Source organism: Nocardiopsis sp. JB363 (genome assembly GCF_900143625.1).
Lineage (GTDB): Bacteria > Actinomycetota > Actinomycetes > Streptosporangiales > Streptosporangiaceae > Nocardiopsis.
In genome coordinates this window covers 1-25,447 of the sequence record NZ_FRFF01000133.1, presented here as the reverse complement: position 1 = coordinate 25,447, position 25,447 = coordinate 1, and the positions used below count along the sequence as shown (strand labels likewise).

28 protein-coding genes and 2 pseudogenes are annotated in these 25,447 nt (G+C 68.5%); 22 read left to right on the top strand and 8 right to left on the bottom strand.

Going from position 1 to position 25,447, the window contains the following annotated elements:
* Nucleotides 1–161: 161 nt before the first annotated feature.
* The 8 genes from BQ8420_RS20125 (at nt 162) to BQ8420_RS20100 (ending at nt 4,307) form a co-directional block, all read left to right on the top strand.
* A complete protein-coding gene (locus tag BQ8420_RS20125) occupies nt 162–515 on the top strand; it encodes a HAMP domain-containing histidine kinase (protein ID WP_087100699.1) in 354 nt (117 codons plus the stop codon).
* Nucleotides 512–775: a hypothetical protein gene (locus BQ8420_RS20120; protein WP_087100698.1), complete on the top strand. Its 264-nt coding sequence runs from the start codon at nt 512–514 to the stop codon at nt 773–775. Before BQ8420_RS20125 ends, BQ8420_RS20120 begins: the two co-directional genes overlap by 4 nt.
* A 127-nt stretch (nt 776–902) precedes the next feature.
* Nucleotides 903–1,037 carry a hypothetical protein gene (locus BQ8420_RS33070; RefSeq protein ID WP_255404892.1) on the top strand — a complete coding sequence of 45 codons (135 nt, stop codon included), beginning with the start codon at nt 903–905 and terminating at the stop codon, nt 1,035–1,037.
* Nucleotides 1,034–1,213 (top strand): BldC family transcriptional regulator, encoded by a 180-nt coding sequence (locus tag BQ8420_RS20115; protein ID WP_087100697.1) that lies wholly within the window; start codon nt 1,034–1,036, stop codon nt 1,211–1,213. The genes BQ8420_RS33070 and BQ8420_RS20115 overlap by 4 nt, the downstream gene beginning before the upstream one ends.
* Nucleotides 1,214–1,416: 203 nt before the next feature.
* The gene (locus BQ8420_RS32395) at nt 1,417–1,578 is read left to right on the top strand and encodes a hypothetical protein (protein ID WP_200816013.1); all 162 of its coding nucleotides are present in this window, start codon (nt 1,417–1,419) and stop codon (nt 1,576–1,578) included.
* A gap of 41 nt (nt 1,579–1,619) precedes the next feature.
* Nucleotides 1,620–3,200: an asparagine synthase-related protein gene (locus BQ8420_RS20110; RefSeq protein WP_087100696.1), complete on the top strand. Its 1,581-nt coding sequence runs from the start codon at nt 1,620–1,622 to the stop codon at nt 3,198–3,200.
* A gap of 9 nt (nt 3,201–3,209) precedes the next feature.
* A complete protein-coding gene (locus BQ8420_RS20105; RefSeq protein WP_087100695.1) occupies nt 3,210–3,728 on the top strand; it encodes a GNAT family N-acetyltransferase in 519 nt (172 codons plus the stop codon).
* Nucleotides 3,729–4,046: 318 nt separating this feature from the next.
* Nucleotides 4,047–4,307, top strand: coding sequence for a hypothetical protein (locus BQ8420_RS20100; protein ID WP_200816012.1), 261 nt, complete (start codon nt 4,047–4,049; stop codon nt 4,305–4,307).
* A 132-nt stretch (nt 4,308–4,439) separates the two neighbouring features.
* Here the strand turns inward: BQ8420_RS20100 and BQ8420_RS20095 are convergent, their stop codons facing one another.
* A complete protein-coding gene (locus tag BQ8420_RS20095; protein ID WP_087100694.1) occupies nt 4,440–5,015 on the bottom strand; it encodes a hypothetical protein in 576 nt (191 codons plus the stop codon).
* A 421-nt stretch (nt 5,016–5,436) separates the two neighbouring features.
* On the opposite strand from BQ8420_RS20095, the gene BQ8420_RS20090 reads away from it, so the two are divergent.
* Complete coding sequence (locus BQ8420_RS20090) at nt 5,437–6,756, top strand: hypothetical protein (RefSeq protein WP_087100693.1); 1,320 nt, start codon at nt 5,437–5,439, stop codon at nt 6,754–6,756.
* A 50-nt stretch (nt 6,757–6,806) separates the two neighbouring features.
* Nucleotides 6,807–8,096, top strand: a complete 1,290-nt coding sequence (gene aroA, locus BQ8420_RS20085; RefSeq protein ID WP_087100692.1) for a 3-phosphoshikimate 1-carboxyvinyltransferase — start codon at nt 6,807–6,809, stop codon at nt 8,094–8,096.
* A gap of 293 nt (nt 8,097–8,389) precedes the next feature.
* Here aroA and BQ8420_RS20080 read toward each other — a convergent pair whose 3' ends face one another.
* Nucleotides 8,390–8,845: a GNAT family N-acetyltransferase gene (locus BQ8420_RS20080; RefSeq protein ID WP_087100691.1), complete on the bottom strand. Its 456-nt coding sequence runs from the start codon at nt 8,843–8,845 to the stop codon at nt 8,390–8,392.
* Between the two features lie 109 nt (nt 8,846–8,954).
* Nucleotides 8,955–9,329 carry a hypothetical protein gene (locus tag BQ8420_RS20075; RefSeq protein WP_087100690.1) on the bottom strand — a complete coding sequence of 125 codons (375 nt, stop codon included), beginning with the start codon at nt 9,327–9,329 and terminating at the stop codon, nt 8,955–8,957.
* Nucleotides 9,330–9,540: 211 nt separating this feature from the next.
* Here BQ8420_RS20075 and BQ8420_RS20070 point away from each other — a divergent pair, with 211 nt between their 5' ends.
* Both BQ8420_RS20070 and BQ8420_RS20065 read left to right on the top strand, forming a co-directional pair.
* On the top strand, nt 9,541–10,389 hold the full coding sequence (locus BQ8420_RS20070) for a helix-turn-helix transcriptional regulator (protein WP_087100689.1): 849 nt from the start codon (nt 9,541–9,543) through the stop codon (nt 10,387–10,389).
* Nucleotides 10,389–10,643 (top strand): DUF397 domain-containing protein, encoded by a 255-nt coding sequence (locus tag BQ8420_RS20065; protein WP_087100688.1) that lies wholly within the window; start codon nt 10,389–10,391, stop codon nt 10,641–10,643. The genes BQ8420_RS20070 and BQ8420_RS20065 overlap by 1 nt, the downstream gene beginning before the upstream one ends.
* Nucleotides 10,644–10,710: 67 nt before the next feature.
* On the opposite strand, the pseudogene BQ8420_RS20060 reads toward BQ8420_RS20065, so the two are convergent.
* Nucleotides 10,711–11,124, bottom strand: a pseudogene (locus BQ8420_RS20060) (DUF2254 family protein); the annotation flags it as partial.
* A 277-nt stretch (nt 11,125–11,401) separates the two neighbouring features.
* On the opposite strand from BQ8420_RS20060, the gene BQ8420_RS20055 reads away from it, so the two are divergent.
* The 5 genes and pseudogenes from BQ8420_RS20055 (at nt 11,402) to BQ8420_RS20030 (ending at nt 15,717) form a co-directional block, all read left to right on the top strand.
* Nucleotides 11,402–12,352, top strand: coding sequence for a ring-cleaving dioxygenase (locus tag BQ8420_RS20055; RefSeq protein ID WP_087100687.1), 951 nt, complete (start codon nt 11,402–11,404; stop codon nt 12,350–12,352).
* Nucleotides 12,349–12,981, top strand: coding sequence for an alpha/beta hydrolase (locus BQ8420_RS20050; RefSeq protein ID WP_087100686.1), 633 nt, complete (start codon nt 12,349–12,351; stop codon nt 12,979–12,981). Before BQ8420_RS20055 ends, BQ8420_RS20050 begins: the two co-directional genes overlap by 4 nt.
* Before the next feature lie 319 nt (nt 12,982–13,300).
* Complete coding sequence (locus tag BQ8420_RS20045) at nt 13,301–14,068, top strand: TSUP family transporter (protein ID WP_087100685.1); 768 nt, start codon at nt 13,301–13,303, stop codon at nt 14,066–14,068.
* A 511-nt stretch (nt 14,069–14,579) separates the two neighbouring features.
* Nucleotides 14,580–14,723: pseudogene (locus BQ8420_RS20035) on the top strand (XRE family transcriptional regulator); the annotation flags it as partial.
* 124 nt (nt 14,724–14,847) lie between these two features.
* Entirely contained in the window at nt 14,848–15,717 is an 870-nt protein-coding gene (locus BQ8420_RS20030) for a trans-aconitate 2-methyltransferase (RefSeq protein WP_087100684.1), read from the top strand.
* Between the two features lie 65 nt (nt 15,718–15,782).
* Here BQ8420_RS20030 and BQ8420_RS20025 read toward each other — a convergent pair whose 3' ends face one another.
* Nucleotides 15,783–16,796 (bottom strand): iron-siderophore ABC transporter substrate-binding protein, encoded by a 1,014-nt coding sequence (locus BQ8420_RS20025; RefSeq protein WP_087100683.1) that lies wholly within the window; start codon nt 16,794–16,796, stop codon nt 15,783–15,785.
* Nucleotides 16,797–16,956: 160 nt separating this feature from the next.
* On the opposite strand from BQ8420_RS20025, the gene BQ8420_RS20020 reads away from it, so the two are divergent.
* The 3 genes from BQ8420_RS20020 to BQ8420_RS20010 are packed head-to-tail and all read left to right on the top strand — an operon-like array spanning nt 16,957 to nt 19,955.
* Nucleotides 16,957–17,991 carry an iron ABC transporter permease gene (locus BQ8420_RS20020; RefSeq protein ID WP_087100682.1) on the top strand — a complete coding sequence of 345 codons (1,035 nt, stop codon included), beginning with the start codon at nt 16,957–16,959 and terminating at the stop codon, nt 17,989–17,991.
* Nucleotides 17,988–19,085 (top strand): iron chelate uptake ABC transporter family permease subunit, encoded by a 1,098-nt coding sequence (locus BQ8420_RS20015; RefSeq protein ID WP_087100681.1) that lies wholly within the window; start codon nt 17,988–17,990, stop codon nt 19,083–19,085. Before BQ8420_RS20020 ends, BQ8420_RS20015 begins: the two co-directional genes overlap by 4 nt.
* A 57-nt stretch (nt 19,086–19,142) precedes the next feature.
* The gene (locus BQ8420_RS20010; RefSeq protein WP_087100680.1) at nt 19,143–19,955 is read left to right on the top strand and encodes an ABC transporter ATP-binding protein; all 813 of its coding nucleotides are present in this window, start codon (nt 19,143–19,145) and stop codon (nt 19,953–19,955) included.
* Nucleotides 19,956–19,984: 29 nt separating this feature from the next.
* Here the strand turns inward: BQ8420_RS20010 and BQ8420_RS20005 are convergent, their stop codons facing one another.
* A complete protein-coding gene (locus BQ8420_RS20005) occupies nt 19,985–20,863 on the bottom strand; it encodes an alpha/beta fold hydrolase (protein ID WP_087100679.1) in 879 nt (292 codons plus the stop codon).
* A 129-nt stretch (nt 20,864–20,992) separates the two neighbouring features.
* Here BQ8420_RS20005 and BQ8420_RS20000 point away from each other — a divergent pair, with 129 nt between their 5' ends.
* Complete coding sequence (locus tag BQ8420_RS20000) at nt 20,993–23,020, top strand: AfsR/SARP family transcriptional regulator (protein ID WP_200816011.1); 2,028 nt, start codon at nt 20,993–20,995, stop codon at nt 23,018–23,020.
* A 22-nt stretch (nt 23,021–23,042) separates the two neighbouring features.
* On the opposite strand, the gene BQ8420_RS19995 is transcribed toward BQ8420_RS20000, so the two are convergent.
* Nucleotides 23,043–23,408 (bottom strand): MerR family transcriptional regulator, encoded by a 366-nt coding sequence (locus BQ8420_RS19995; RefSeq protein ID WP_087100677.1) that lies wholly within the window; start codon nt 23,406–23,408, stop codon nt 23,043–23,045.
* A 120-nt stretch (nt 23,409–23,528) separates the two neighbouring features.
* Here BQ8420_RS19995 and BQ8420_RS19990 point away from each other — a divergent pair, with 120 nt between their 5' ends.
* A complete protein-coding gene (locus BQ8420_RS19990; RefSeq protein WP_087100676.1) occupies nt 23,529–24,434 on the top strand; it encodes an NADP-dependent oxidoreductase in 906 nt (301 codons plus the stop codon).
* A 255-nt stretch (nt 24,435–24,689) separates the two neighbouring features.
* Here the strand turns inward: BQ8420_RS19990 and BQ8420_RS32860 are convergent, their stop codons facing one another.
* Nucleotides 24,690–25,061 (bottom strand): DUF742 domain-containing protein, encoded by a 372-nt coding sequence (locus BQ8420_RS32860; RefSeq protein ID WP_235006381.1) that lies wholly within the window; start codon nt 25,059–25,061, stop codon nt 24,690–24,692.
* Nucleotides 25,062–25,447: the final 386 nt, after the last annotated feature.

Below are 25,447 nucleotides of genomic sequence, written 5' to 3'. Positions count from 1 at the left end.
CGAACACACCGGAGTGAGACAGCATGAATGGTACCGTCCCCCGACCGCGCACACCAGACATTCCAATTCTCAAACCCCAACCGGCCGGCCCTTACCCCAAGCGGCTCACCGGCCTGCCCGCCCACACCAGCGGGATCGTGGTCGGCTCTACCGAGCGGGATGTGACCGCTGTCCAGCGGTGGGTGTACCAGCAGTGGCGGCACATGCGGTGCGGTGATGCGAGGGCGTGTGATGCCGCGTCCGTGGCGGTCGCCCTGGTCTCCAACGCGCACCGCCACACCGCGTCCGGGCTTCCTGGTAGGGAGACCACGGTGACCATTCGCCGTGGCCCGTTCCTGGCGTACTTGTCCGTCACTGACCAGGGTCCCCGGCCTGGGGTGGTCCACCCCTCGCTGCCGGAGTTGCGCCCCGACCGGTCTGGGATGCTGTTGGTCGATCACGTCTCCGTGTTCTGGGACTGGGTTTCCACCCCCGCCGGTGAGATCACTCTGCGCGCCGCCCTGGAGATGCCATGAGCTATCCGATGCGGGTGCCCCCCTACACGGGGTGGGCCGAGCAGCAAACCCCCACGGTGATGGCCCACCGGGCGCGGGCCGCCGCTGACGCCCAAACCGGGTTGGCGCTCCTAGAGATGGTGGCCGCCCGGCAGGCAGCCGCCCAGTCCGCCGCTGCACTGGCCGCCGCCGCCCGGTTCGACTCCGCCCAATGGGCCCAACTCAGATCCGGAGTCCGACACCTCCTCACCCGACACCCTGACCGGTACCAGACCTCATAGACCGGTGAGGTGATGGAAACCCTGTGACGGTCGGGGAACATCACCACCTCACCACAAAGGTGGGGGCTGGCTCTGGGTCCAATCAGAGCCAGCCCCCCCCCCCCCCGGTCGGGAAGGAAGGTGCGCCGTGACCACGAGACGACCAGACGATGAGGACGCCCCACTCACCCCTGAGGAGCAGGCGGCTGTGGACGCCCAGGCCCGCCGCCTGGAGCCGGAGTACGGCACCACCGAGCCCGACGACAAGAACGGCAACCCGTGAACGGACTCCCCGACCCCCTACTCACCCCCGCCGAGGTGGCCGCCCTGTTCCGGGTGGACCCCCAGACCGTGACCCGTTGGTCCAAGGAGGGCAAGCTGACCTCGATCCGCACCCTGGGCGGCCACCACCGCTACCGGCAGGAGGAGATCCGTACCCTCCTAGCCCAACGCGGATAGACCCCCGCACCCCCGCTCCCTCCTCAGCTCTTCCCCGGCGGGGGGTGCGGCACCGCTTACCAACACATGAAAGGAGGTGAGGCAAATGAAGAAGGGAACGTGCTCCGAATGCGGCGCGGAATGCCCCGGCAGGCTGTGCAGCAGGTGCGGAGGGTAAGCAGGTGGCCTTACCAAAGACCACCAGTGACCACGTAAGGAGCAACATGAACGACTTCCTGCCCCCCGCACCGGCCCCGGCCGTGTGGGTGGACCTGTTCAGCACCCCGGCACACCTCATCGTGCAGAGCCCCGAGCAGAGCCACGAGTACAAGAAGTCCTCGGGGTCCTCCGATGCCGCGCACACCTACGACACCACCGCCCGCTAACCACCCACATCTGCTGACCTACGCACGCCCCGGAGCCCCCCATGTTGAGCTTGCGTCTGACCCCCTACAGCGACAACCCGACCTGGGCCTGGTCCGGGGCGTGCTACAGCACCCTCGACCAGCGCAGCCGTGTCGAGCCCTTCACCCACCCGCTCGTGGAACACCTGGCCGCGACCGACGGGCACCGCACCCTGATCATGGTCCGTGAGCGTGTCGCCGACCGCCCAGCGGCCGACCCCACTGTTCGTGAACTCACCCCCGGCGAGTACGACCAGGCGCGCGTCGCCGTCACCGACTGGCCGACCGACTACGTACTCGTGGAGACTGAACTCGACCAGCCCGTGCGCGTCACCGCAGGGTCGGCCCGGACCACGCCGCTCTACCTCGCCGACGACGGCCGATCCCTGTTCGGGTCATGGGACATGGCCGACCTACGCGACCACGCCACCGGGCTCAACCCCAAGGAGGCCGCCCGGCTACTGATCTATCGGCCCCGGTACAGCACCGACACCCTGTTCCAGGGCGTACACCGGCTCACGGAACGGGCCACCGCGCACTACGGCGGGCACCTGTGGATCAGTTACCCCGCCCCGGCGCTGCACTTCTCCCCCCGGGAGTTGTTGCCCGACGCGGACGTCCTAGGCGCGTTCGTCACCACCATGGACACCGCGATGGACCGGCGCCCCTGGGCCGAGGACACCACCCTGTTCCACCTGACGGGCGGGTTCGACTCGGGCACCGTGGCCACCCGAGTGGCCGAGCGCCATCCCGGCTTGTTCCCCACCGCCACCCTGTTGATCGGCGGGCCGGGCCGGGAGCAACAGATCCGGCGCCGCGCTGAGATGCGCGACCGGGTGAAGTTCGCCGACACCGACATCGTCATCGACGCTATGGAGTTCCCGCCGTTGGCACCCGGGTGCCGGTGGGTGGGTGGAGATGTGGTCAGCCCGACCGAGGACCCATTGCATCATCCGTTCACTCAGATGGCGCGTGCGGTCGCCGAGGCCGGGGCCCGCACCGTTGTGACCGGACTCGGGGGTGATGAGATGGTCGCCCTCACCCAGCAGGAGGAACCCCACCAGGGTTTGGGTGAGATCACCGATGCTCAGATCCTGCCGTGGGTGGGGCCTCGTGCCCGCGCTGTGTTGGAGTTTGCTGACGACGGGATCGCGCCGCCGGCCCGGGTCAACTCCATGACGTTGTTGTCGCTGGAGACCACCGCGCCGGTCCTGCTGAGGGAAGGGCTCTGGCCGATGCACCCGTTCGCCGACCCGGTCATGGTCGAGTTGGGTGAACAGCTGCCGTTCGCGTGGCGTGAGCTGAAACAGTTGCAGCGCCGCCGCTTGTGGGTGCTCGGGATGAGCGAGGACGTCGTCCACCCCGTAGAGCGCGAGTCGTTCGCCGAGGTCATCGAGCATTCCCTGACCACCTACGCCCCCGCGTTGTTCACTCGTATGCTGACCGAAGGGTCGCCCCTGTTCGACGCAGGCCTGGTCGACCCGGACGGACTTCGGTCTGCGGTCGAACATCTGGCCGCCACCCGTTACCGAGAAGAGCAGGACTCCAAACTCCTGGAAGTCCTGAGCCTGCACATGAGCGCCACCGCTTTCCTGAACCACTGAGAGGACCCCATGTTCACCATGCGCAAGGCCACCACGGCCGATACACCCGGGGTCGCGTCGATGATCCGAGCCCGCTGCGGCTGGCAAGAGGACCAGGGGTTGGAGTCGTGGCGGGACCTGGTCGATGATCTCGCTGGGCAGGCCGGGGGCGGCACCATGTGGGTGCTCGTGGATGGTGAGCGGATCGTGGGGTGCACCACAGTCATGACGCAAGCCCCGCCGAAGGACTGGACACCCGAGGAAGCAGCCGAACCCGCCCTGTACCTGTTCACCACGGTGACCGACCCGGCATACCGGAAGCACAAGCCGGGCACCCTGATCGCTCTGTGGGCTGTCGACCAGGCCACCCAGCAGGGACGTCAGTGGGTTCGACGCGGGTGCTTCTTCCCCGAGCTGGTGAAGTACTACGAGACCCAGGGGTTCAGCCTGGTCAAGGAACAGGACCGCCGCGCCGGCCACCTGTACCTACTCGCACGCCGAGCCGAGCGCTTGGACCTCGAACAGCTCGGTGTGTCAGCCGGAACCTGATGACTGATCGGGGCCGGGGAGACCGTCCTCTCCCCGCCCCCGCCCCCCGAGAAGCAGAAAGCGAAGCATGACCGCACCCCCAAGCGTTTCCCGACAGTGAGCGCCGCGCACGCGGGGATGGACCGGTCAGCCTTGGCCGAGCCCTCCACCCCGATGAGGGCTCACTGTGGGATGACATCGACGTAGCGGTCGCGAAGCGGAGCTAGAAGTAACAGTCTGGCCCCGCCCCCCTCTGTGTCAGGATCAAGTGGGACACCAGGGGATAAACTTCACTAACTGACACAAGCAGGGCGAGAACAGGCAGTAGCGACGGTGACGATGACCGACCAGCGGTTCGTCGTGTACCTGGTGGACCCCGGCAGCGGCTCCTGGGCCTCCTGGCACGTCGACCCGCGCGCTACCTCTCACGAGGTCCGCCAGTATGGACCCCGTGAACTGTTCCAGGAGTTCGAAGCGGCCTACCAGTGGTGGCTCGACTCCGGCAGCCCCGACCATGACCGGTTCGGCATGACCATGTCCAAGAAGCAGCAGCTCATCTGGTTGGACCAGCCGGCCAACATCATCGCCTCGACACTCTGACCGCCCCGAGTGACATGAGTATCCGTTCGTGCTGAAGGGGCGTGTTCTAGGAGGGCACCGAGGGGGCGAGCGCGTCCTTGGCCCGGTCGTGGGCAGCAGGCTCTTGGACTCGGGCTCCGGCGCATTCGTTCATCAGACCAAGGCTTCGGCTCGGCTCATGTGGCTGGTTTCCGGAACGTCCTTGGCCAGTACGTAAGCGTTGGTGCGCGGGTCCCAGGTCTGCAACGAGGCATCCTCCAGCTCGATCAGGCCGTCGCAGAGCGAGCGCATGTTCTCCTTGGTCCCCAACGCCAGCAGCCGCAGGCAGGACCAGCCCTTGTTCGGAGAGACTGTTCGACCGGCCCGGACCAGGCGAAACGGCCAGCGTTCGACTACCTCCAGGGCCTCTTCGCCGCCTCCGGCCCTGGACATCTCCAACCAGGTACGCGCCGGGGACCGCGGCAACTCATTGTTGCTTCCGTCGGACGGGTCCACGTGGGTGTGGGCCGGTGCCAGGGGCAGGTGTTCGGACAGCGCCTGCGGATTCATCCCATCGGGACTCATGGGACCGAAGTCGATCGGGAAATGTGTCCGGCCGGTGCGGGCGCGCTGCATCGCCGACATCCGTGCCTTCTTGCGCCGCGCGTCCTTGGCACTGATCGACTTCTTCGTCTTCTTCTTGGGCATCCCGAGACCCTCTTCCCCGAACCGTTCACGAGCTTTGTTCATGCTTGCACGTGGGGAGACGCGGGAAGAGTGTTTTCCGAACAAAGGCGCTGTTGACGGAATCCAAGCGCGACGCCTACGAATGGAGCGTGCACACGCCGAGGGGCGCGTCGATCCGGGAGCAATCACCGTCCGGTCGGCTACGAATCGGCCCCGCACTCGTTTCTCGGGCCTGCCGAAACGGTCCTGAGCAGGTTCTTCTTCTGTCCCCGAACACGGGTTCGGTCAGGCTAGGCTGACCCCCACAACTCGAAAAAAGCGAGCCCGACCGGTGCTGGTAACACCTGCCGGGCTCTGACCACCAACCTGCAACACCAGGAAGGCGGCTAGGAGTGCATCCTAAGCCTACAGCGTCCCGTGCCCGAAGCAGGGGGACCGCTTCGCGTGTCGCCCTCACGTTCCACCTCTCCCCGGAGGTGACGCCGTGAGCTACGCGACCATCGTCCGAGGCCGGTTCGGTGGCGATCGATTCACCAGGGTGCTCAACGCCGCGATCCGCGACAAACGCCTGTCCTACAAGGCCCGTGGCCTCCTCATCTTCATCGCTTCGCACCGTCAAGGGTGGGGCATCGGCCTAGAACAGCTCATCGCCAACTCACCTGGTGGGGCGGCCGCGGTCCGCGCCGGACTCAAGGAACTCGAAGCCTTCGGCTACCTGCGCCGTTACCGGGTCCGCGACGAATTGGGGTGCCTCGGTGGTGCCTACTGGGTGGTCACCGACGATCCCGAGTCCCTGCCGGAGCGAGTCGCCGAGCTCGCCCGCTCCCTGGAGGGAAAGGACCTCGTCCTCCTGGAAAGCAGCAGGTCAGAACCTAAGTGGGATTTTCCAGAGTTGGATAACCCAACGGAGGAAAATCGCACCCCTAAGAAGACCAAACACAAGAAGACCAATACACAAGAACAAGGGGAGGGGGAGGAGGGCGCGCGGGCGCGCGCGAGCGAGCTCCCCACCACGAACACCGACACCGATGCCGACGGCGCCCCCGCCGACGACACCGACGGTGACCAGTGGGGCGTCCCCGAAGCTGAACGGCCCGTCCCCGACCGGGGCGGCCTACTGGAACGCACCGTCATCCCCCAGATCGCCGAGGAGACCGGCCTGGGGCTCAAACCCTGGCAGCATCGCCGCCTGGTCCTGGAACATCTGCCCGCCGCGCTCCGGGCCGTCAAGCAGCTGGCCGATGACCGGGTGGGCCCCACCGAACTCCTGGAGTGGCTGAGCTCGGACCACGACACCACGATGTCGCTGTACGCGGTCCTGTCCACTCGTTGCCGCCCCGGCCACCTCGTTGAGGCGCTGCCGATCTGGGTCGCCCGCAACCGCGCTCCTGGCGGCCTGCCGGGTCCTTCCGTGCCCAAGGTCCCTCGCCCGCGCCGAGAACCGGACCCGATGGCCGACCGAGATCCCTTCACCCGGGCAGGTGCACCGCCCACGTGCACGGCCCATCCCGGTATCGCCCTGACCGCCGACGCCACCGGCCTGCGCACTCGCTGCCACAGGTGCGAGGACCTTCCCGATCCCGGACCCTTCGCCATTTTGGACGAACCGGCCGGCGCCCTGATGGGTGTGCTCGACGAGGCCCTACCGGATACCGCACCCGCACCGCCCGAACATTGTGGGGACCGCTCCTGTCACGAACAACGCCGACATGTCATTCGCTTCAACCCGATGGCCGAGGTCCATGAGGATCTCGGCCCCTGCCCACGCTGCCATCCCAGCCGGATATGGGAGACCGCCACCTGACCCGGTCCCCGAGCGTGGTCGAGCCGGACCAACCAACTGGATCGAGAAACATGCACAACGACGTCCTGACGATCACCGCCCCGGCCTCCGGGGTCCAGGGCACCGTTTTGGTGCCTGGAGACAAGTCCATCAGCCACCGGGCCCTGATCCTGTCCGCGCTCGCCCAGGGGACCTCCACCATCTCCGGGCTCTCCCGAGGCGAGGACGCCACCCACACCCGTGGCGCGCTCGAACAGTTCGGGGTGGAATTCCTCGACCAGGCCGACGGTGCCGTGACCGTGCGAGGAGGGCTGCGGCACGAGCCCGTGGATGTGCTCGACTGTGGCAACGCCGGAACCGGCATCCGACTCTTGTCCGGGGTGTGCGCGGGGTACCCAGGGCTCAGTGTCCTGACCGGCGACCGGTACCTGCGTCAGCGCCCCGTGGACCGCGTTGCCGAGCCCCTCCGGCTCATGGGCGCCGGAGTGGATGCCCGTGACGGTGGCCGTCTGGCCCCACTGGTGATTCGCGGGGGCGGTCTGTCCGGGATCACCTACGAGCTTCCGAAAGCGTCTGCGCAGGTCAAGTCCTGTCTGCTCCTGGCCGGGCTGTCCGCCCAGGGGCCCACCACGGTCATCGAGCCGCACCCGACTCGACGTCATACCGAGGAGATGCTGCTCGCGGCTGGAGGCCGGGTCGAAATCGATGACACCGCGGTGACCGTGCACCCTGGTCTGCTGTCACCGGCTGAGCACACAGTTCCGGGTGACCCTTCCCAAGCGGCGTTCTGGGCGGTGGCCGCGGCCCTGGCCGGGGAGATCGAGCTGCCGAACTTGTACCTGGGGTTCGGACGGGCGGATTTCCTGAACATCCTGCGCAGGATGGGCGCCGACGTGCAGGTGGAGGAGTCGACGGGGTCGGTGCGCGTGGTCGCCGCCCCGCTGCGCGGGGTGGAGATCACCGGCGCGGACGTACCGGGGATCGTGGACGAGATCCCTGTTCTGGCTGTGGCGGCGGCCGGGGCGGAGGGGACCACGGTCATCACCGGAGCCAAGGAGCTGCGGGTGAAGGAATCCGACAGGGTCGCCTCAACAGTGGCGATGCTGACCGCGTTCGGCGTGCACGCCGAGGAGCGTCCGGACGGCATGGTCATCCACGGGCGCGGGGACGCCGCGTTCACCTCCGGGCAGGTGGACAGCGCTGGTGACCACCGCATCGCGATGGCGGCTGCCATCGCGGCCGTGGCCCGCACCAACGGGCAGACCACGATCTCCGGGTGGGGGTCGGTAGCCACCTCCTATCCGGACTTCGTCGAGCACCTGGTCGCGGCCTCCGGTGCCGTTGTGAGCCTGGAGGAGTAGGCGGTCACGTGACCGCCTACTGCCGAGGAAATCCCTCCCCCGCAACCCCGCGCAGCGGCTCGAAGAAGCTGAGATCGAAGCCGAGCGTGACATCGCCGTGTTGATCGCTGGGGGTGAAGCCCGGCGGGACCGTACTTCATGTGGTCAAAGCCAGCGGTGTGTGAGCCCTGCACGGGGTGGGGCGGATCGCTCAGGGGCCGCCCTCTTCACCGGGGCCGAGCGGGTATTTTCGGGGGTCGACCATGGCATGTCGAGGGCAGTGCTGTAGGTCGGGATGTAGAGGTGAGGGTGGATCAGGTCCAGCGGGCCATGATCAGGCGTTTCTCGTCCAGGACTTCCGTGGGGGTGAAGCCGGAGTTGATGAAGAAACGGACGCGGTCCTCGTACCCCTCGCCCCCTTCGGGGATGAGGAAGACCCACTCGACCTTCGCTGCGAGGGCCTCTTGCATGAACTTCTCGATGAGTGCGCCGCCGATCCCCTGGTGGCGCATCTCCTCGTCGACGACGGTCGCCAGGATGTACCCGTGCGGGGGAGGGACCGGAGCACCCGAACCCTCGTACTCACCGTCGAGGATCCCCTCCGCCCAGCCGACGACGCGACCGGCCCGTTCCGCGACCAGCACGACCAGGAACTCCGGCCATCGACCATCGGGATACCCCTGTAAGTCGAGGTGCGGGGCCTCCTTGGTGATCAGCGCGGCGATCCCGGGCCCATCGCCCGGGACGGCGTCACGCACCACCGTGTCCATATCTCCATGCTCATGCCCTTGGCCCTGTCTGCCAAGGAGGCGCGACCGATTCGGGAAACCCCACCCGAAGGGGTGAGGTGGGGTTCCGGGCGAGCGAATCGGAAGCGGATCAGGTGAGCCGCTCCCTGGCCTGGTCGAACGCGCGGGCGAGCTCGAACAGGCGCACCATTCGGCTCGCGGTCCGCACACAGGTTCCGGTTTCGGGAAGGGCCTCGCCCAGATGGATCTCGACGTCGGCCGTCCGGTACCGGTCCAACTGGATCTGCATGTCCAAGTCCCCGTCGTTGACGTTCAGGATGTCCGGGGTGCGCCGGTCGTAGTCACGAACCCGCAGACCGGCGGCGCGCAGCAGGTCGCGGATGGTCAGGCAGTACCGCCGGAACTGCTCATCGTCGAGGGCGGTCGGCGCCTCGTCATCGATGGAGGTGTCGATTTCGTCCCACCCCTGGGGAAGAATGGGAGGAGGGACGTGGATGTCGGTCATCGATGCTCCGTCCTGTCAGGCCGCCCGAGGTGGGGGAGAGGGTCCAATCTCAGTTCCCACCCCGGGCGGCTGCTTTTGTGTCAGCGGGAAGGCACTACCTGGGGTGATCGCCCCAGGTGAGACCTGTCTCACTTACTGCTAGGGTGGGCTGAATCAAAGTAGAAGTCAAGCTGTCTGTACAATTTTCCTAGACCTCTTGAAGGAGGCCCGGATGCCCAAGCGGAAGCCGACCCTGCGCGCGCAATGGTTGGGGAAGATGCTGAGGGAGCTGCGTGAGCAGAACGGCCTCAAGCTGACCGACGCGGCCGAGTACCTACAGCGAAGCTTCTCCGCCATCAGCAAGTTCGAGTCGGGCGCCTTGCCTGTCCGCGAGCCTGAGGTGCTGGCCTTGATGGACCTCTACGGAGTCGAGGGTGAACAGCAGCGTTCTGCCCTGCTCAAGCTCGCCAATGAGATCAGCAAGACCGGCTGGTGGGAGAAGTACTCCTCCGAGGTGGCCGACTGGTTCGTCGACTACATGTGGTTGGAGAGTCGCGCCGAGCGGATACAGGCCTTCGATGTCACGCCCATCAACGGGCTGGTGCAAACACCCGCGTACGCCGAAGCGCTCTTTCGTGCGGCCAACCCACATGATTCACCTGCTCAGATCGAACGAGGCGTCGAGCTCAGGATGTCACGTCAGAAGATCTTGGAAGGTGAGAACGCCGTACAACTGGAGATCGTGATGGAAGAAGCAGCTCTCCGTCGCATCGTCGGCGGTCGAACGGTGATGCGGGACCAGTACCGGCACTTGCTCAACCGAGTGGAACGCCCCAACATCGAGATCCGGGTGGTTCCTTTCGAGGCCGGAGCGCTGGTGAGCCCTAACGGTGGGTTCATGCTGCTTCACATGTCGGACCCCTTTTCCCTCATTGCCTATGCTGTAAGCCCTGCGGGCGGTTTCTACATGGAATCCGATGACGCCCTGCGGCAGGCCAATTCTTATGATCGGCTGCGCGAGATGAGCTTGGACCCTGAAGACTCGGTAGCGTTCATCGCGGCCTTGGAGAGGAATCTGTAATGCATCGGGACACGTCGACGATCGCGGGTTGGCGCACCAGTAGCTACAGCTCTGACAGTGGTGGCCAGTATGTCGAGGTGGGTTGGCACATCAGCAGTTACAGCCCAAACGGTGACCGGAGCTGCGTCGAAGCCGGTCCCTTCTTGAACGAACCCCAGGGCTTCGCTGTGCGTGACTCCACCCAGCGCGAACTGGGCTACCTCTCCTTCTCCTCCTCAGAGTGGGCCGCTTTGCTGGGCAGCGCCACCCGCTGAGGCGCCCCCACTCCTCAGACACTTTCCAGTAGCCGCTCCCAGCCGCCCAACCCCCGGTGGTCTGGTTGTTCTCGCCGAACGCCTGGGCGCGCACACCGATGTCGACGATCTGCCGTAGACCAATCGCCAGAGCCTGGTAGATGGACCGCTCCCGCCCGGTGTGCGGTGTCCGAGTCGCATGCTCGACGGCTCGCGGCTCTTCCCTGGACCGCACGATCAGGAGCACGCCGCCATCGGGCACATGGTCGCCGATCCTGGGCACGACCTGCACGAAGGCGTCGTTGCGCCGTACCCATGTGACCAAGGCGCGTTCGTTCACCCAGATCAGCAGACCCGCTCCGGTTCGGGAGAATGCCCGGGTGGTCGTGGCTGCGGCCGGTTCCTTCGTCGGCGGTGGGGGAGTGGCCTGCCCATGTGCCGAACCTGGCCGGCCGTGTGTCAGCCGCCGACTCCGACACGGGCCACACCTGGACCTTCGCACGGCTCGGTGTCCAGACGGCGCCGATCCGTGGAAAGGTCGGCGGTTCGCGGATCCACTTCCGAATCTCTTGGACGCTCACGGGTCGGGGAATCCGGGAACGGAGATTCGGCCGACGTATCAGTGGTCCTCGGCCGATACTGATCGCAGATCGATTCGGTCGTTCTCAGGAGAAACAGAGCGAATCGCAGTGTCGCTGGGCAGACATCCGCCCGGAATTAGTTTAAGATTCAACTTGTTGGAGTTGGTGAACCACGGCTTCAGGAGAGGATGAGGACCCATGGATGTGCGCCCCTCGGGGATCCACCACGTGACCGCCATCGCGAGCGACCCCCAGGCCAACGCCGACTTCTATCTCAACGTCCTTGGCATGCGCCTGGTCAAGCGCACCGTCAACTTCGACTCCCCTGAGACCTACCACCTGTACTACGGCGACCGTGCCGGCAACCCCGGCACGATCATGACCTTCTTCCCCTGGCCGGACGCGCCCAAGGGCAGGATCGGTGCGGGCCAGGCCACCACCACGACCTTCTCCGTCCCCGAAGGTTCCCTGAGTTGGTGGGCCGACCACCTCTCCACGCTCGACATCCCCTTCACCAGCCCCACCGAGCGCGGTGAGGAGGACGTGCTGAGCCTGCGCGACCCCGACGGCCTGCTCATCGAACTGGCCGCGAGCGCCGACCACCACGACACCGACCCCTGGGACGGGGGAGCGGTCCCCACCGACCGCGCCATTCGCGGCATCCGCGCCGTCACCCTGACCGAACAGGACGCCGACGGCACCGCACAGATGCTCGGCGACCAGTTGGGCTTTCGACTGCACAGCGAGAGCGCCGACCGGATGCGCTTCCACACCAACGACTCCGGCGACGGAGTAGGCACCATCGTCGACGTGTTGGCCGACCCCAAGGCCGAGCGCGGCCTGGTCGCCGCCGGCACCGTCCACCACGTCGCCTACCGTGCCCCCGACACCTCCGTCCAGGACGCCTGGCGTCGGCGCTTGGCCGATGACGGGGTGGGGGTCACCGAGATCCGCGACCGCAGCTACTTCACCTCGATCTACTTCCGTGAACCCGGCGGCGTGCTGCTGGAGATCGCCACCGACGGCCCCGGCTTCGACTACGACGAACCCCTGATGGATCTGGGTCGTTCGCTGAAGCTGCCGCCGTGGCTACAGCCCCGCCAGGACCAGATCGCCGCCAACCTGCCCCACCTGGAGGTGCCCCGGTGACCACCACCGAGGACTTCGTCCACGTTTTCGAGCCGGCCACCGTGCCGGACGCGCCCACACTGCTGCTTCTGCACGGCACCGGCGCCGATGAACACGACCTGCTGCCGCTGGGTCGTGCCCTGGCCCCGGGCGCCGCGTTGCTCTCACCGCGCGGCAAGGTCAGCGAGAGCGGCATGAACCGCTGGTTCCGTCGCCTGCGCGAAGGGGTCTTCGATGTGGAGGACCTCATCGTGCGCACCGCCGAGTTGGCCGACTTCGTCAAGGCCGCCACCCTCACCTACGACCTGGACCCGAAGCGGATCGTGGTGAGCGGGTTCTCCAACGGCGCCAACACCGGGGCGGGGCTGCTGTTGCTGCGCCCGGGGCTGGTGGCGGGGGCCGCGCTGTTCGCCGGTGGCGCTCCGTTGCAGGGGCGCGAGCCCGATCCGGTCGACCTGTCGGGGACCCGGGTGTTCCTGGGTAACGGGGCGGCCGACCCGATCACCACCATCGACCAGGCGCGGCTGGTGGCGGCCCAACTGGGGGAGCGGGGTGCGGACGTGCGCGCCGAGGAACACTCCGGGGGACACCAGTTGCCGCCGCAGATGGTGGCGCGGGCCACCGAGTGGTTCGCGGGGGCCGGCTTCTAGAACTTGAGGGCCTTCCTCCTTGGGCCCTCGTGCAACGGCGGTGGCGTTCCCTGTACCTGAACGTCACCGCTTCTTCATACCCTTCTTAAGATCTACATCGTCAAGGTGACTGATCTGTTCATACGATCCGTTCACACCTCGACCTTCGACTCAAGATCACCCGCGCTGGGGGACTGAGGCCGCACCCCGGAACCGGAAAGGGACAGTTCCGCCGGTCCGCTGACAAAGCGCTCGGCCCGGCCGTCTAGATTGGCACGCGTCCCGTTCCCCGCCCCGAAGAAGAACCCATGATCCCCTCTCTCCTCGTGCAGGTCCGCTGATGGACCCCGAGATCCTCGGCCTGTTGTTGATGGCCGCCGTCGCCGCCGGATGGGTCGACGCTGTGGTCGGGGGAGGAGGTCTCCTCCTGCTGCCCGCCCTCATGGTCGCCGCCCCCACCACACCCCTGGCCACCCTGCTGGGAACCAACAAGCTCGGCGCGGTCTTCGGTACCGTCTCCGCCGCCGTGGCCTACTCGCGCAAGGTCAAACTCGACCACCGCGTCATCGTGCCCACCGGCGCCCTGGCCCTGATCGGCTCAGGGCTGGGCGCGGGACTGGCCACCGCCCTGACCGCCGACGTCCTCAAGCCCGTCATCATGGTCGTCCTGGCCGGGGTGGCCCTGCTGGTGGTCTTTCGACCCACCATGGGCACCACCTCCGACCCATCACTGCGCACCCGCAACCGGATCCTGGCCGTCCTGGCCCTGGCCGGGGTGGGGGTGAGCTTCTACGACGGGCTCATCGGCCCGGGCACCGGTGTCTTCCTCATCATCGCCTTCACCGCGGTGCTGGGCATGGACTTCCTGCACGCCTCGGCCGCGGCCAAGATCATCAACGTGTGCACCAACATCGGTGCCCTGGTGGTCTTCGGCCTGGGCGGGCACATCGACTGGCTGCTGGGTCTGGGCTTGGCGGTGTGCACCATCATCGGCGCGCAGGTCGGCGCCCGCATGGCATTGCGACGGGGCGCCGGGTTCATTCGGATCGTTCTGCTCGTGGTGGTGCTGGCGCTGCTGGTACGCATGGGCTGGGACGTCTTCACCTGACCCGCACGCCCATGGGGAGCCACTGCCGCCTGCGTCGCGACGGTTCTCGGCGTAAGCGGCGCCTTCTCAGCTCTCCTCGTCAGTGCCCGTGGGGGTTCGTGTCCGGTGCCCGGAGTGGGTAGGGCGGTATGTGTCGCCTGCATCGGCGCCTACGCTGCTGTCGGAACAGGGTCGATCACCGCCGTCGCCGGCTGCTTTTGAGGTCATCATGATGAAAAAGACGTGGATGTTCGTGATCAGCCTGCTGGGGATGGCCATATCGGCTTCCGGGTTGATCCTGCTTATCCCATCGCTGTTCCGCTCGGATGAGCAGACCAGTATCTGGGCCCTCGGGGTGCTCACGTGCCTCGCCGTGGTCTTCGCGGTAGGGGCGCTGTATTGGCGTCCATCCAGGTCGACTTCGGAGTGAGCAGGTCGACTGCGAACGGACACCGCATTCGCCCGGCCCGGATCTCTCGGTCGGGGTTCTTCCGCTTAACGCGACCGGCCGTTCGGTTACTGCTCAAACCCCGAGACCAACCAGGCGGCCGAGTTCCCCACGATGATGCCGCACGCGATCGGCGTCGAAGGCGGGCCCTGCGAGATCCTGGGCATCTTCGACCGCGACGCCCGCCGCGGCCACCAGCGCGACGGCGACCAGGGCGCCCCCGGGTGAGGGCCGAGCCCACGGTCTCGCGCAGCGGCGGGCTCTTGCGTGTCGAGCAGTACGCCCACCCACCTTTTTGCGCAAACAGCAAGAAGATGGGCTTCGAACGCAAAGCCCTCCTAAGGTGCCAGGCATGAACCACGCACACACCCACGCACCTCACCAAACACACACCCACCACACGCCCGGAACCGACACCGAGGTCCAGGCGGAAATCCTGGACCTGGACGCAGAGGTCCTCGCCGAGCACACCGCCTCCATCACCGCCTGGCTGCCGCTGAAGACCGCCCCCCACCATCTCGTGGATCTGGGCTGCGGTACCGGTACGGGCACCTTCGCCCTCCTGGACCGCTTCCCCGACGCGCACGTCACCGCCGTCGACGCCTCCATCGAACACCTTCAGCGCCTGCGCACCAAGGCGTGTGCCCTCGGCGTCCAGGACCGCGTGCGCACGGTACAGGCCGACCTCGACGAAACCGCCTGGCCCGACCTCGGCACACCCGACCTGGTGTGGGCGTCGGCCTCGATGCACCACATGGCCCGACCCGACCGCGCGCTGCGCAACGTCCACGAGGCGCTCGCTCCCGGCGCCCTGTTCGCCGTCGTGGAACTGGCCGGCCACCCTCGCTTTCTGCCCGAGAACGCGCCGAGGGACCGGCCCGGCCTCGAAGAGCGCGTCCATTCCGCGGCCGACCGTCTCCAAAAGGAACACATGCCCGGCCGCGGTGCCGACTGGGGGCCGATGCTGACCGACGTCGGTTTCACCGTAGAAGGCGAACGCACCATCGCCGTCGACATCGAAGACGACCGCAACGAGGCGATCGGCTGCTACGCCCTCGGCGTCCTGCAACGCATCCGCGGTGTCATCGCCGACAGAATCTCCTCCGAGGACCTCACCGCGCTCGACCGGCTCCTCGACACCAACGGTCCGGGCAGCGTGCTGCGCCGCGATGACCTGACGGTACGCACCGAACGCACGGTCTGGGCCGCCCGCCGCACCTGACACAAGGATCGAGCAGGGAGCGCCACAAGGTTCAGCGGTGGATCCTCAGCGGTCGACGAACAGGCCTACACCGCCGGGTCCATCTCACCGGTCAGGGCCGCGGTGACGTCCTCGATGACGCGGTGGGCGCCGTGGTGGTTGGCCGCACCCCAAAAGTCGTGGTCCACCCGGTAGATGCGCTCCTCTTCCACCGCGTTCAGGTTCGACCACACCCCATCGGTGAACGTGTCCGGGGCACCGGGGAAACCGGATCCGGCCAGGGCGAACACGACGTCGCCATCACCCTGCTCCAGGTTCTCGTAGCTGAGCGAGATGAAGTCGCTCTCGCCCTCGGCCTCCAACTGCGAGTCCGGGCGGGCCAAACCCAGGTCGTCGACGACCTGTCCGGGGAAGGACGCGGGGGTCTCCAGCCGGATCTCGTTCTCGTCCTGCAACCGCACCAGCGACACCTCGGTCTCGGCCGGCTCCACACCCGCCTCCTCGATCCGGGTGCGCGCCTGCTCGATGGCGGCGTCGTAGGCGCCCAACGCCTCCTCGGCCGCCTCCTGAGCGTTCAGGACCTCGGCGACCTCCTCCAGGTGCCCGCGCCAGGAACCGGTGCCCTCCCACTCCAACAGCACGGTGGGGGCGATCGCCTCCAAGGAGTCCAGCATCTCGGTCTGGGCGCCCATCTGGGTGTCCACGCCGATGATCAGGTCCGGTTCGGCGGTGGCCAGTTCCTCGATGTTGACGTCGTCCTCCACGGGGGAGTTGGTGACCAGCGTCAACGCCCCACCGTCGACGTCGGCGGGCAGGAACGGCGCCAACCCCTGGTCGTCCGAACCGGGGGTGCCCATGGTGCCCACCACCTCGTGCCCGAGCCCGGTCACCGCGGCCAGGGTGGGGCGCCACAGCACGGCCACGCGCTCGGGCTCGGCCGGGACCTCCACCGCGCCGTTGGCCCCCTCCACGGTCCGGGTGTCCCCGCCCGCCGAGTCCTGGGAACCGGTCTCGTTCGAGCCGGGCCCGCACCCGGTCAGTGCGAGCGCCCCGGCCAGGGGCAGGCAGACAAGGGTGAGCAAGAAACGTGTGCGAGGCATCGTTGGGGGACCCTTCCGTGCGAAAATGACGTAGGTAAGGCTAACCTGTCCCAGGGGGGTTCGTCAGGGTTTCCCTGGTGCCGTACGATGCGTCGTCGGCACCGCCGGCGCCACCACCCCCCACAATCACCATCCGAACCCGCACCAGAACGGGGAAGCCGTGGCCCTGCGCGCGCCCACACCAACGCGCCCCACCCTCACCCGACGCGTGATCCGCCCCATCGGTCTCGTCGTCGCCCTGGCGGCGCTGGCCGTCTGCGCCCTGCTCAGCGTCACCGTGGGAGCCAAATCCATCCCCGCCGCCGACGTCTGGGCCGCCCTGACCGCCTACAACGGCGGCTACGACCACGACGTCATCCGCACCCTGCGCGTACCCCGCACCATCATCGGCGTGTTCGTGGGCGCCGCCCTGGGCATGGCCGGCGCCCTCATGCAGGCACTGACCCGCAACCCCCTGGCCGAACCCGGCATCCTGGGCATCAACTCCGGTGCCGCGGCCGCCGTGGTCATCGCCGTGTTCCTGTTCGGCCTCAGCGGCGCGGGCCTGGTCTGGCCCGCCTTCGTCGGCGCCGCCGTGGCCTCGATCGCCGTCTACGCCCTGGGCTCACGCGGACGCGCCAGCGCCACCCCGGTCCGCCTGGCCCTGGCCGGAACCGCCCTGGCCGCCGTCCTCCAAGGGCTGATCTACGGGGTCATCGTCCTCAACGACTTCGTCTTCGACCGCATCCGCTTCTGGCAGGTGGGCTCCCTCACCGGACGCGACCTGGACCTGTTCTGGCAGGTCGCCCCCTTCCTGGCCGTGGGCATCGTGCTCACCCTGGCCCTGGGCCCCTCCCTGAACGCGATCGCCCTGGGCGACGACCTGGCCGCCACCCTGGGCGCCCGCATCCCCCTGATCCGCGCCGGAACGGCCGTGGCCGTCATCCTGCTGTGCGGGGCCGCCACCGCCGCCGCCGGACCCATCTGGTTCGTCGGCCTGATCATCCCGCACGCCGCCCGGGTCATCACCGGCCCCGACCAACGCTGGATGCTGCCCTACTCCGCCGTCCTGGGCGCGATCCTGCTCACCGCCGCCGACACCGTGGGACGCGTCATCCTGCCCGGCTCCGAGCTGGAAGTCGGCATCATCACCGCCTTCGTGGGCGCACCCCTGTTCATCGCCCTGGTCCGCAGTAGAAAGATGGCCCAACTGTGAACAAGACCCTGGCCCCACCACGCACCGACGACCACACCCACCCGCGCCCACGCCCGCGCGGCACCCTGGCCTGGCGCAGCAAGGGCGAACGCCTCTCCTTCCTGCTGCGCCCGCGCACCCTGATCCTGTGCCTGGTCCTGGCCGTGGTGAGCGTGGTGACCCTGGTCGTCTCGGTCACGGTCGGCGACTACGAGATCCCCCTGTCGGCGGTCCCCGGCGCGCTGATGGGTTACGGCGAACGACTGGACGTGTTCTTCGTCCAAGGGGTGCGCCTGCCGCGCGCCCTGACCGCGATCGGTGTGGGCGCGGCCCTGGGCATCGCCGGCGCCGTGTTCCAGAGCCTGTCGCGCAACGCCCTGGGCAGCCCCGACATCATCGGGTTCACCTCCGGCGCCGCCACCGGCGCGGTCTTCGCCATCCTCATCCTGGGCGCGGGCCGCCTGGTGGTCTCCCTGGGCGCCATCGCCGGTGGCCTGATCACCGCCGCCGTGGTCTACCTGCTGGCGATGAAGAACGGTGTACAGGGATACCGGCTGGTACTGATCGGTATCGGTGTGTCGGCGATGCTGGCCTCGGTACGCGACTACCTGCTGACCCGCGCCGAACTCACCGACGCCCTGGGCGCGCAGATCTGGATGATCGGCAGCCTGAACGGACGCGGGTGGGGCGAGGTCCTCGCGGTATGGATCGGCTTCGCCGCGTTGGCGCCGGTGCTGTTCATCATGGGTCAGCGTCTGCGGTACATGGAACTGGGCGATGACGCCGCCCGAGGGTTGGGCGTGAACATCCGCTCCACCCAGATCATCGCGCTGGCCGCGGCCAGCGCGATGACCGGTGCGGCCATCGCGGTGGCCGGCCCCGTCGGGTTCGTGGCCTTGGCCGCACCCCAACTGGCCAGGCGCCTGATGCGCACCGGCGGCACCACGTTGATCGGGTCCGCGCTCATGGGCGCCACCCTGCTGGTGATCGCCGACCTGGTGGCCATGCGCGCCCTGGCGCCCACCCAGTTGCCGGTGGGCGTGGTCACCGCCGTCATCGGCGGCAGCTACCTGATCTGGTTGCTGTACACCGAGTGGCGCAGCGGCCACGCCTGACCCCACGCCCTCGCCCCGAACCCTTCAGACGTCCCGCGTACCTCGAAGAGAGCGACGATGAACGACCAGACCCGCCTGACCGGCCATGACCTGACCCTCGCCTACGACCAGCGGGTCATCTCGCGCGAGTTGGCCGTCACCATCCCCGACAACTCCTTCACCGTCATCGTGGGCCCCAACGCCTGCGGCAAGTCGACGCTGCTGCGCGCCCTCTCCCGCACCCTGAAACCGTCCGAGGGCAACGTGCTGCTGGACGGTCAGGTCATCGGCTCCTACCCGGCCAAGGAGGTGGCCCGCCGGTTGGGGCTGTTGCCCCAGACCTCCATCGCCCCGGACGGCATCGGCGTGGCCGACCTGGTGGCCCGCGGGCGGTTCCCCCACCAGAGCTTCCTGCGCCAATGGTCGGCCCAGGACGAGGCGGTGGTGGCCCAGGCGATGGAGTCCACGGGGGTGAGCGCGCTGGCCGATCGGTCGGTGGACGAACTCTCCGGCGGTCAACGCCAAAGGGTGTGGTTGGCGATGGTGCTGGCCCAACAGACCCCGCTGCTGCTGTTGGACGAGCCCACCACCTACCTCGACATCGCCCACCAGATGGACATGCTGGACCTGTGCGCGGACCTGCACACCGACCAGGGCCACACCCTGGTGGCGGTCCTGCACGACCTCAACCACGCCTGCCGCTACGCCACCCACCTGATCGTCATGCAGGACGGCGCGATCGTGGCCGAGGGCGACCCGGCCACCGTGGTCACCGCCGACCTGGTGGAGAAGGTGTTCGGGCTGCCGGTACGCATCATCGCCGACCCCGAGACCAACACCCCGATGATCGTGCCACTGGACCGGCGCGGGGTGCGCCGCGACCACGAGTAAGGGGTGCCCATCGCGAGGCCGGCAGAAGGTCAGCGCCCAAGCAGGGCGCGGAGCTCCTCGACGACCAGGGCCGGATCCTCCTCCGCCATGAAGTGCCCACATCCCACCGTGTCGTGGCGCAGGTCCTTGGCCCAGCGGCCCCACAGGGCGGCGGCGTCGTACCCCAGCGCGGCGCCCCAGTCCTGCTGCAACACCGTCACCGGCATGCTCAGCCGGTTGCCGGCGGCGCGATCGGCCAGGTCGTGCTCCAGGTCGATACCGGCCGAGGCACGGTAGTCGGCCACGATCGAGGGCACCGCGCCCGCGCACGCCTCCAGGTAGGTGCGGCGGACCGGCTCGGGGATCGCCTCGGGCGAGTTCGCCCACAGGTCCAGGAAGTACCCGAAGAACACCTCCGGGGCGGCCTCGATCATCGCCTCGGCCAACCCGGGCGGCTGCGCCATCAGATACAGGTGGAAGCCCACCGCCCCCTGAACCCCCTGCAACGCCTCCCACATCTCCGGAACGGGCAGCACGTCCAGCACGGCCAGATGGGTGACGTTCTCGGGGTGGTCCAACCCGGCACGGATCCCCACCAGGGCACCCCGGTCGTGTCCGGCCAACGCGAAACGCTCATGCCCCAGAGCCCGGGCCAAGGCCACCACATCGGCGGCCATGGTGCGGTTGGAATAGGTGTGGGGCCCACTCTCGGCGGGGCGGTCGCTGGCCCCGTACCCGCGCAGGTCCGGGCAGATGACGGTGTGCTCCTCGGCCAACTCCGCGGCCACGTGCCGCCACATCAGATGGGTCTGCGGGAAACCGTGCAACAGCACCACGGCGGGCCCGGACCCGCCCACGGCCACGTTCAACGACACGTCCTCGGCCACCGGGACGCGATGGTGTTCGAAACCGGTCATGACACTCGACATGCGAAAGTTCCTCTCACAACAGGTGAAGAAGCGGACGTGACCAGCCTGTCGGGCCCCGATGAGCAACCGATGAGCACGCGGTACCGTGATCCCTGTTCGAACAGGCCGGGGGAGACGGGGGTGGGACCGGTGACGGTGCGACTGGGGGTGCTGGGACCCGTGCGGGCCTGGGACGGCAACGGCCACACCCTGCCGCTCAAGGGGCCACGCCACCGCCAGGTCCTGGCCCGACTGCTGATCGCCCACGGCCGCGTCGTCCCGGTCGAAGTACTCGTCGACGACCTGTGGGAAGAGGAAGACCCGCCCGCCGACGCCGTAGGGGCGCTGCGCACCTTCGTCGCGGCCCTGCGCCGAGCCCTGGAACCCGACCGCGCCCCCCGCACCCCACCGAGCCTGCTCATCACCCAAGGCCCCGGATACGCACTACGCACCCACCGTGTGGACGCCCACGAGTTCGAACACGCCCTCACCGAAGCGCGATCGGACACCGACCCGGCCCGCACGGCGCACACCCTGGAACAAGCCCTGGGACTGTGGCGCGGACCCGCCTACACCGACGTCGCCCACACCACCTGGGCCCGGGCCGAACGCGCCCGCCTGAGCGAACTACGACTCGGCGCCGTGGAAACCCTGGCCCGAGCCCGCCTGGACACCCACGACACCGACCGGGCCATCGCCGACCTGGACGCCCACGTGGCCGACCACCCCTGGCGTGAACAGGCCTGGCAACTCCTGGCCACCGCCCTGTACCGGGCCGGCCGCCAAGGCGAGGCACTCCAGGTACTGCGCCGCGCCCGCACCCTGCTCGCCCACGACCTGGGCCTGGACCCGAGCAGGGCCCTACGCCGCCTCGAACACGACATCCTCCACCAAGCCGACCACCTGGACGAACCCGAACGCCCCACCGACGTCGTCGAACGGCTCTGGCACAGCACCGCCCGCGCCTACCGGGCCGGCCCCGGACCACGAGCCCGCCTGGAATCCACCGTGGGCCTACTGCGCACCCTGGCCCTGACCGGCCCCGAAGGACTCGTCGGCGCACGAGAACGTCGCGTGGAGGCCATCGACGCCGCCCGAGAACTGGGCGACCCCGAACTCACCGCCCGAGTGATCGGCGCCTTCGACGTACCCGCCAACTGGACCCGCTCCGACGACCCCGACCAGGCCACGCGCGTAGTGGCCGCCGCCGAACAGACCCTGACCGGCCTGGGCCACGACGCACACCGGGCGGTACGCGCCCGACTACTGACCACCATCGCCCTGGAATCGCGCGGAGCACGCTCCCCACGCCCACGCCGGGCCGCCTTGGAAGCCGAAGAACTGGCCCGCGAGTCGGGCGACCCGGCACTGCTGGCGTTCACGCTCAACGGCCGGTGGATGCAGACCTTCCACCGCACCGGGCTGGCCACCGAGCGAGGGCGGATCGGCGACGAACTGGTCCGGGTGGCCGCCCGCCAAGGGGCCGTCTCCTTCGAGATCCTGGGGCACCTGATCGGGGTGCAGACGGGTGCGGCGCTGGGGGACGTCGAGCGGGCCGACCACCACGTGGGGACGGTCGAGTCCCTGGCCCGCCGCCACGAACGCCCCCTGGTGGAGGTCTTCACCACCTGGTACCGGGCACTGCGCCTGGACCTTCAGGGCCAGGACCCCGAACGGGTGGCCGACGCCTACCGGGCCGCCGCCGAGCACACCGCTTCGGCGGGCATGCCCGGCCTGGAGGAAGGCCTTCTGGCCTTGGCCCTGGCGTGCCTACGGTCACGCCACGGACTGCCCTGGTCGCAGGAACCGGGCACCGAGTGGGGCCCGCACGCACCCTGGGCGCTTCCCGCACGGCTACTCGCCCAGGACCGGGCCGAGGAGGCCGCCCTGGCCCTGGACCGCTTCGAGGACCCCGGCCCCGGTCTGCTCATGGAGGCCCACTGGGCACTCATCGCCCACGCCGCCCTGACCCTCGACCACCGGCCCGCGCTGCGTCGCGCCCACACCGCCCTGACACCGGCCCGCGGTGAACAGGCAGGCGCGGCCGGAGGCCTGTTCACCGCGGGTCCGGTCAGCGATCTGCTGGAGCGCGTCGAACACGCTCTTCAGCCCTCCTCGCCGGAATCGGCGGGGATTTCCACCCACGGATGGCCGGACGGTGAGTCCCACCTCCGGTGAGGAACCCTCGCGGGTGGCGCGGTCACCGCGCTTGGGCGTGGTCAGAGGTCGAATCCCTCACGGCGCCGATGACCTGGTCGAGACGGTCGCGCACGGCGAGCAGGTCCGTGATCTGCTGGTCGATGCGCGAGCGTTCGCCGGTCAGCCGGTCCACCATGACCGGTGTCGCCACACCCGTGTCCACGCACGGCAGCACCTCGCGGATCATTTTGCTCGACAGGCCCGCGGCGTAGAGCTGTTGGATGAGCCGCACCCGGCCCACGGCGGTGTCCGGGTAGTGCCGCTGGCCACCGGAGCTGCGCTCAGAGGTCAACAGGTCCTGCTCTTCGTAGTAGCGCAGCGCTCTCACGCTCACGCCCGTCTTCTCGGCGACCAGACCAATGCGCACGGGTCTTCCCCTCGTCCGACGGTTTCGATTTGCACCTGACGTCAACGTCAGGTTTTAGAGTAACGGGCGTCGAACAAACACCGGATTTCGGTGCATCCTGGAAAGGTAGGACAGCACATCATGCGCGCAGCTCGCTTCCATGAGTACGGCGGTGTGGAGAACCTGGTGATCGAGCAGGCCCCGGACCCGCACCCCGGGCCCGGAGAGATCCGTATTCGCGTCGCGGCGGCCGGCGTCAATCCCATCGATTGGAAGGCGCGTGCCGGCGCGCTACAGGGGCTGCTGCCCGTAGAACTGCCCGCCATCCCCGGACGCGACGCCGCCGGAGTGATCGACGAGGTCGGCGAAGGCGTCCAAGGGGCAGCGGTCGGCGACCGTGTCTTCGGCCTGGGCGGTGTCACCGGGGCGACAGCGGAACTGGCCGTACTCTCCGCCTGGGCCCACGCGCCCACCACGTGGAGCGACGAGGAATCCGCCGGCGCGGGCCTGGCATCGGTGACCGCGCTGGGCGGGCTGAACGCGCTCGGCCCCCTCTCCGGACGCACCCTCCTCATCGAGGGCGCCGCCGGAGGCGTGGGCAGCGCCGCGGTCGAGATCGCGCTGGCTCAAGGCGCCACCGTGATCGGGACGGCCAGTGAACGCAACCACGAGTTCCTGACCGACCTCGGAGCCGTTCCCACCACCTACGGCCACGGCCTCGCCGAGCGCCTGGCCGCACTCGCTCCGCACGGGGTCGACTTCGTGCTCGATACCGCGGCCTCCGGCTCCTTGGACGACCTCGTCGCGATCACGGGCGCCCCCACGCGCGTATCGACGATCGCCGACCACGCCAACGCCCAACGCCTGGGCACGCACATCGTCAACGCGGTCAACGACTCCGCACTCCTGGCATCGGCGGCGGAACTCGGCCGACAAGGCCGCTACACCCCACGGATCGAGCGGGCCTACCCGCTGGAGCGGATCGCGGACGCCCACGCGCACGGTGAGCGCGGGCGCACACGTGGAAAGGTCGTGATCGGCATCTGACCACCGCCGTTCGCCGCGCCGGGACGATCCAGGCCCTGATCGTTCCGGCGCGGTCAGGTGCTCGTGCGTGTGCTGCGCGGTGCACTCGCCCGCCATGTCCACCGCGGTGGGCCTCACCCGGGCCGAGGAACCCCATGAGCATCGGCGACCATCAGCGACTGGTCGAGGCGCACGAGGGTGTTTCCTCCAAGCTTTGAAAGCAGCTGAACCGGGGCCACTTCCTCATCCCGGCCCTGAAGGGCAGGGATGAGGAAGTCACAGTTCCTTGATCCGCGCCAACACCGAACGCAGGGTGTCCGCGTCGGGGCGAAGTCGATCCCGGTCGTTGGTGTGCACCATCAACCGTCCCTGGTCCGCCAGGTCCGACAACAACACCCGCAGCACCCCCAGAGCGAACCCCGAACGAGCGGCCACCTCGGCCACCGGCACCGGACGCACGCACATCGACAGGATCATCTCCAACTCCGCGTCCAGCTCGGTCGGCTCGACAGAGGGCACCGCCACCACCTGGGTGGTCACCGACAGGTCCGCGCGGGTGGGCCGGGTACGCCCCCCGGTGAGCGAGTAGGGGCGGATCAGACTCGATTCGTCCGACCACCCCTGGCCCCGCCACGGCGGCCGGATCACCCCCGACCTCCTCTGCCGGGTGGCGGCGCCGACAGTGCGCGCCGTGCCCCGCACACCCGATCCGCCCGGTCGCCCCTCGACCGGTGCGGCCGGGTGGTCGAACCCTCCTGGCCCAGGGCCAGGCCTCGTGCCGCGGTGCTCGCCGACATCGACATCATCCTTCCGTGTTCCGGTCGTGGTGATCGTGCGTTCGCCCTCGCGGTGCCGGGCGGGGGACTGCGTGGGATCGACAGGCCTGGGCCTCGGCGGTGGGGAAGGTGTCGGTGGCGTGGCCGGTGGGGGAGTCCCGGGGGCGTTGGGGGTCAACACCAGGGTGAACATGCGGGCGCGAAGCGGCCGACGCTTCTCGTGGGGCATGGGCTCGCTTTTCGGGGGAGTGGCGGACG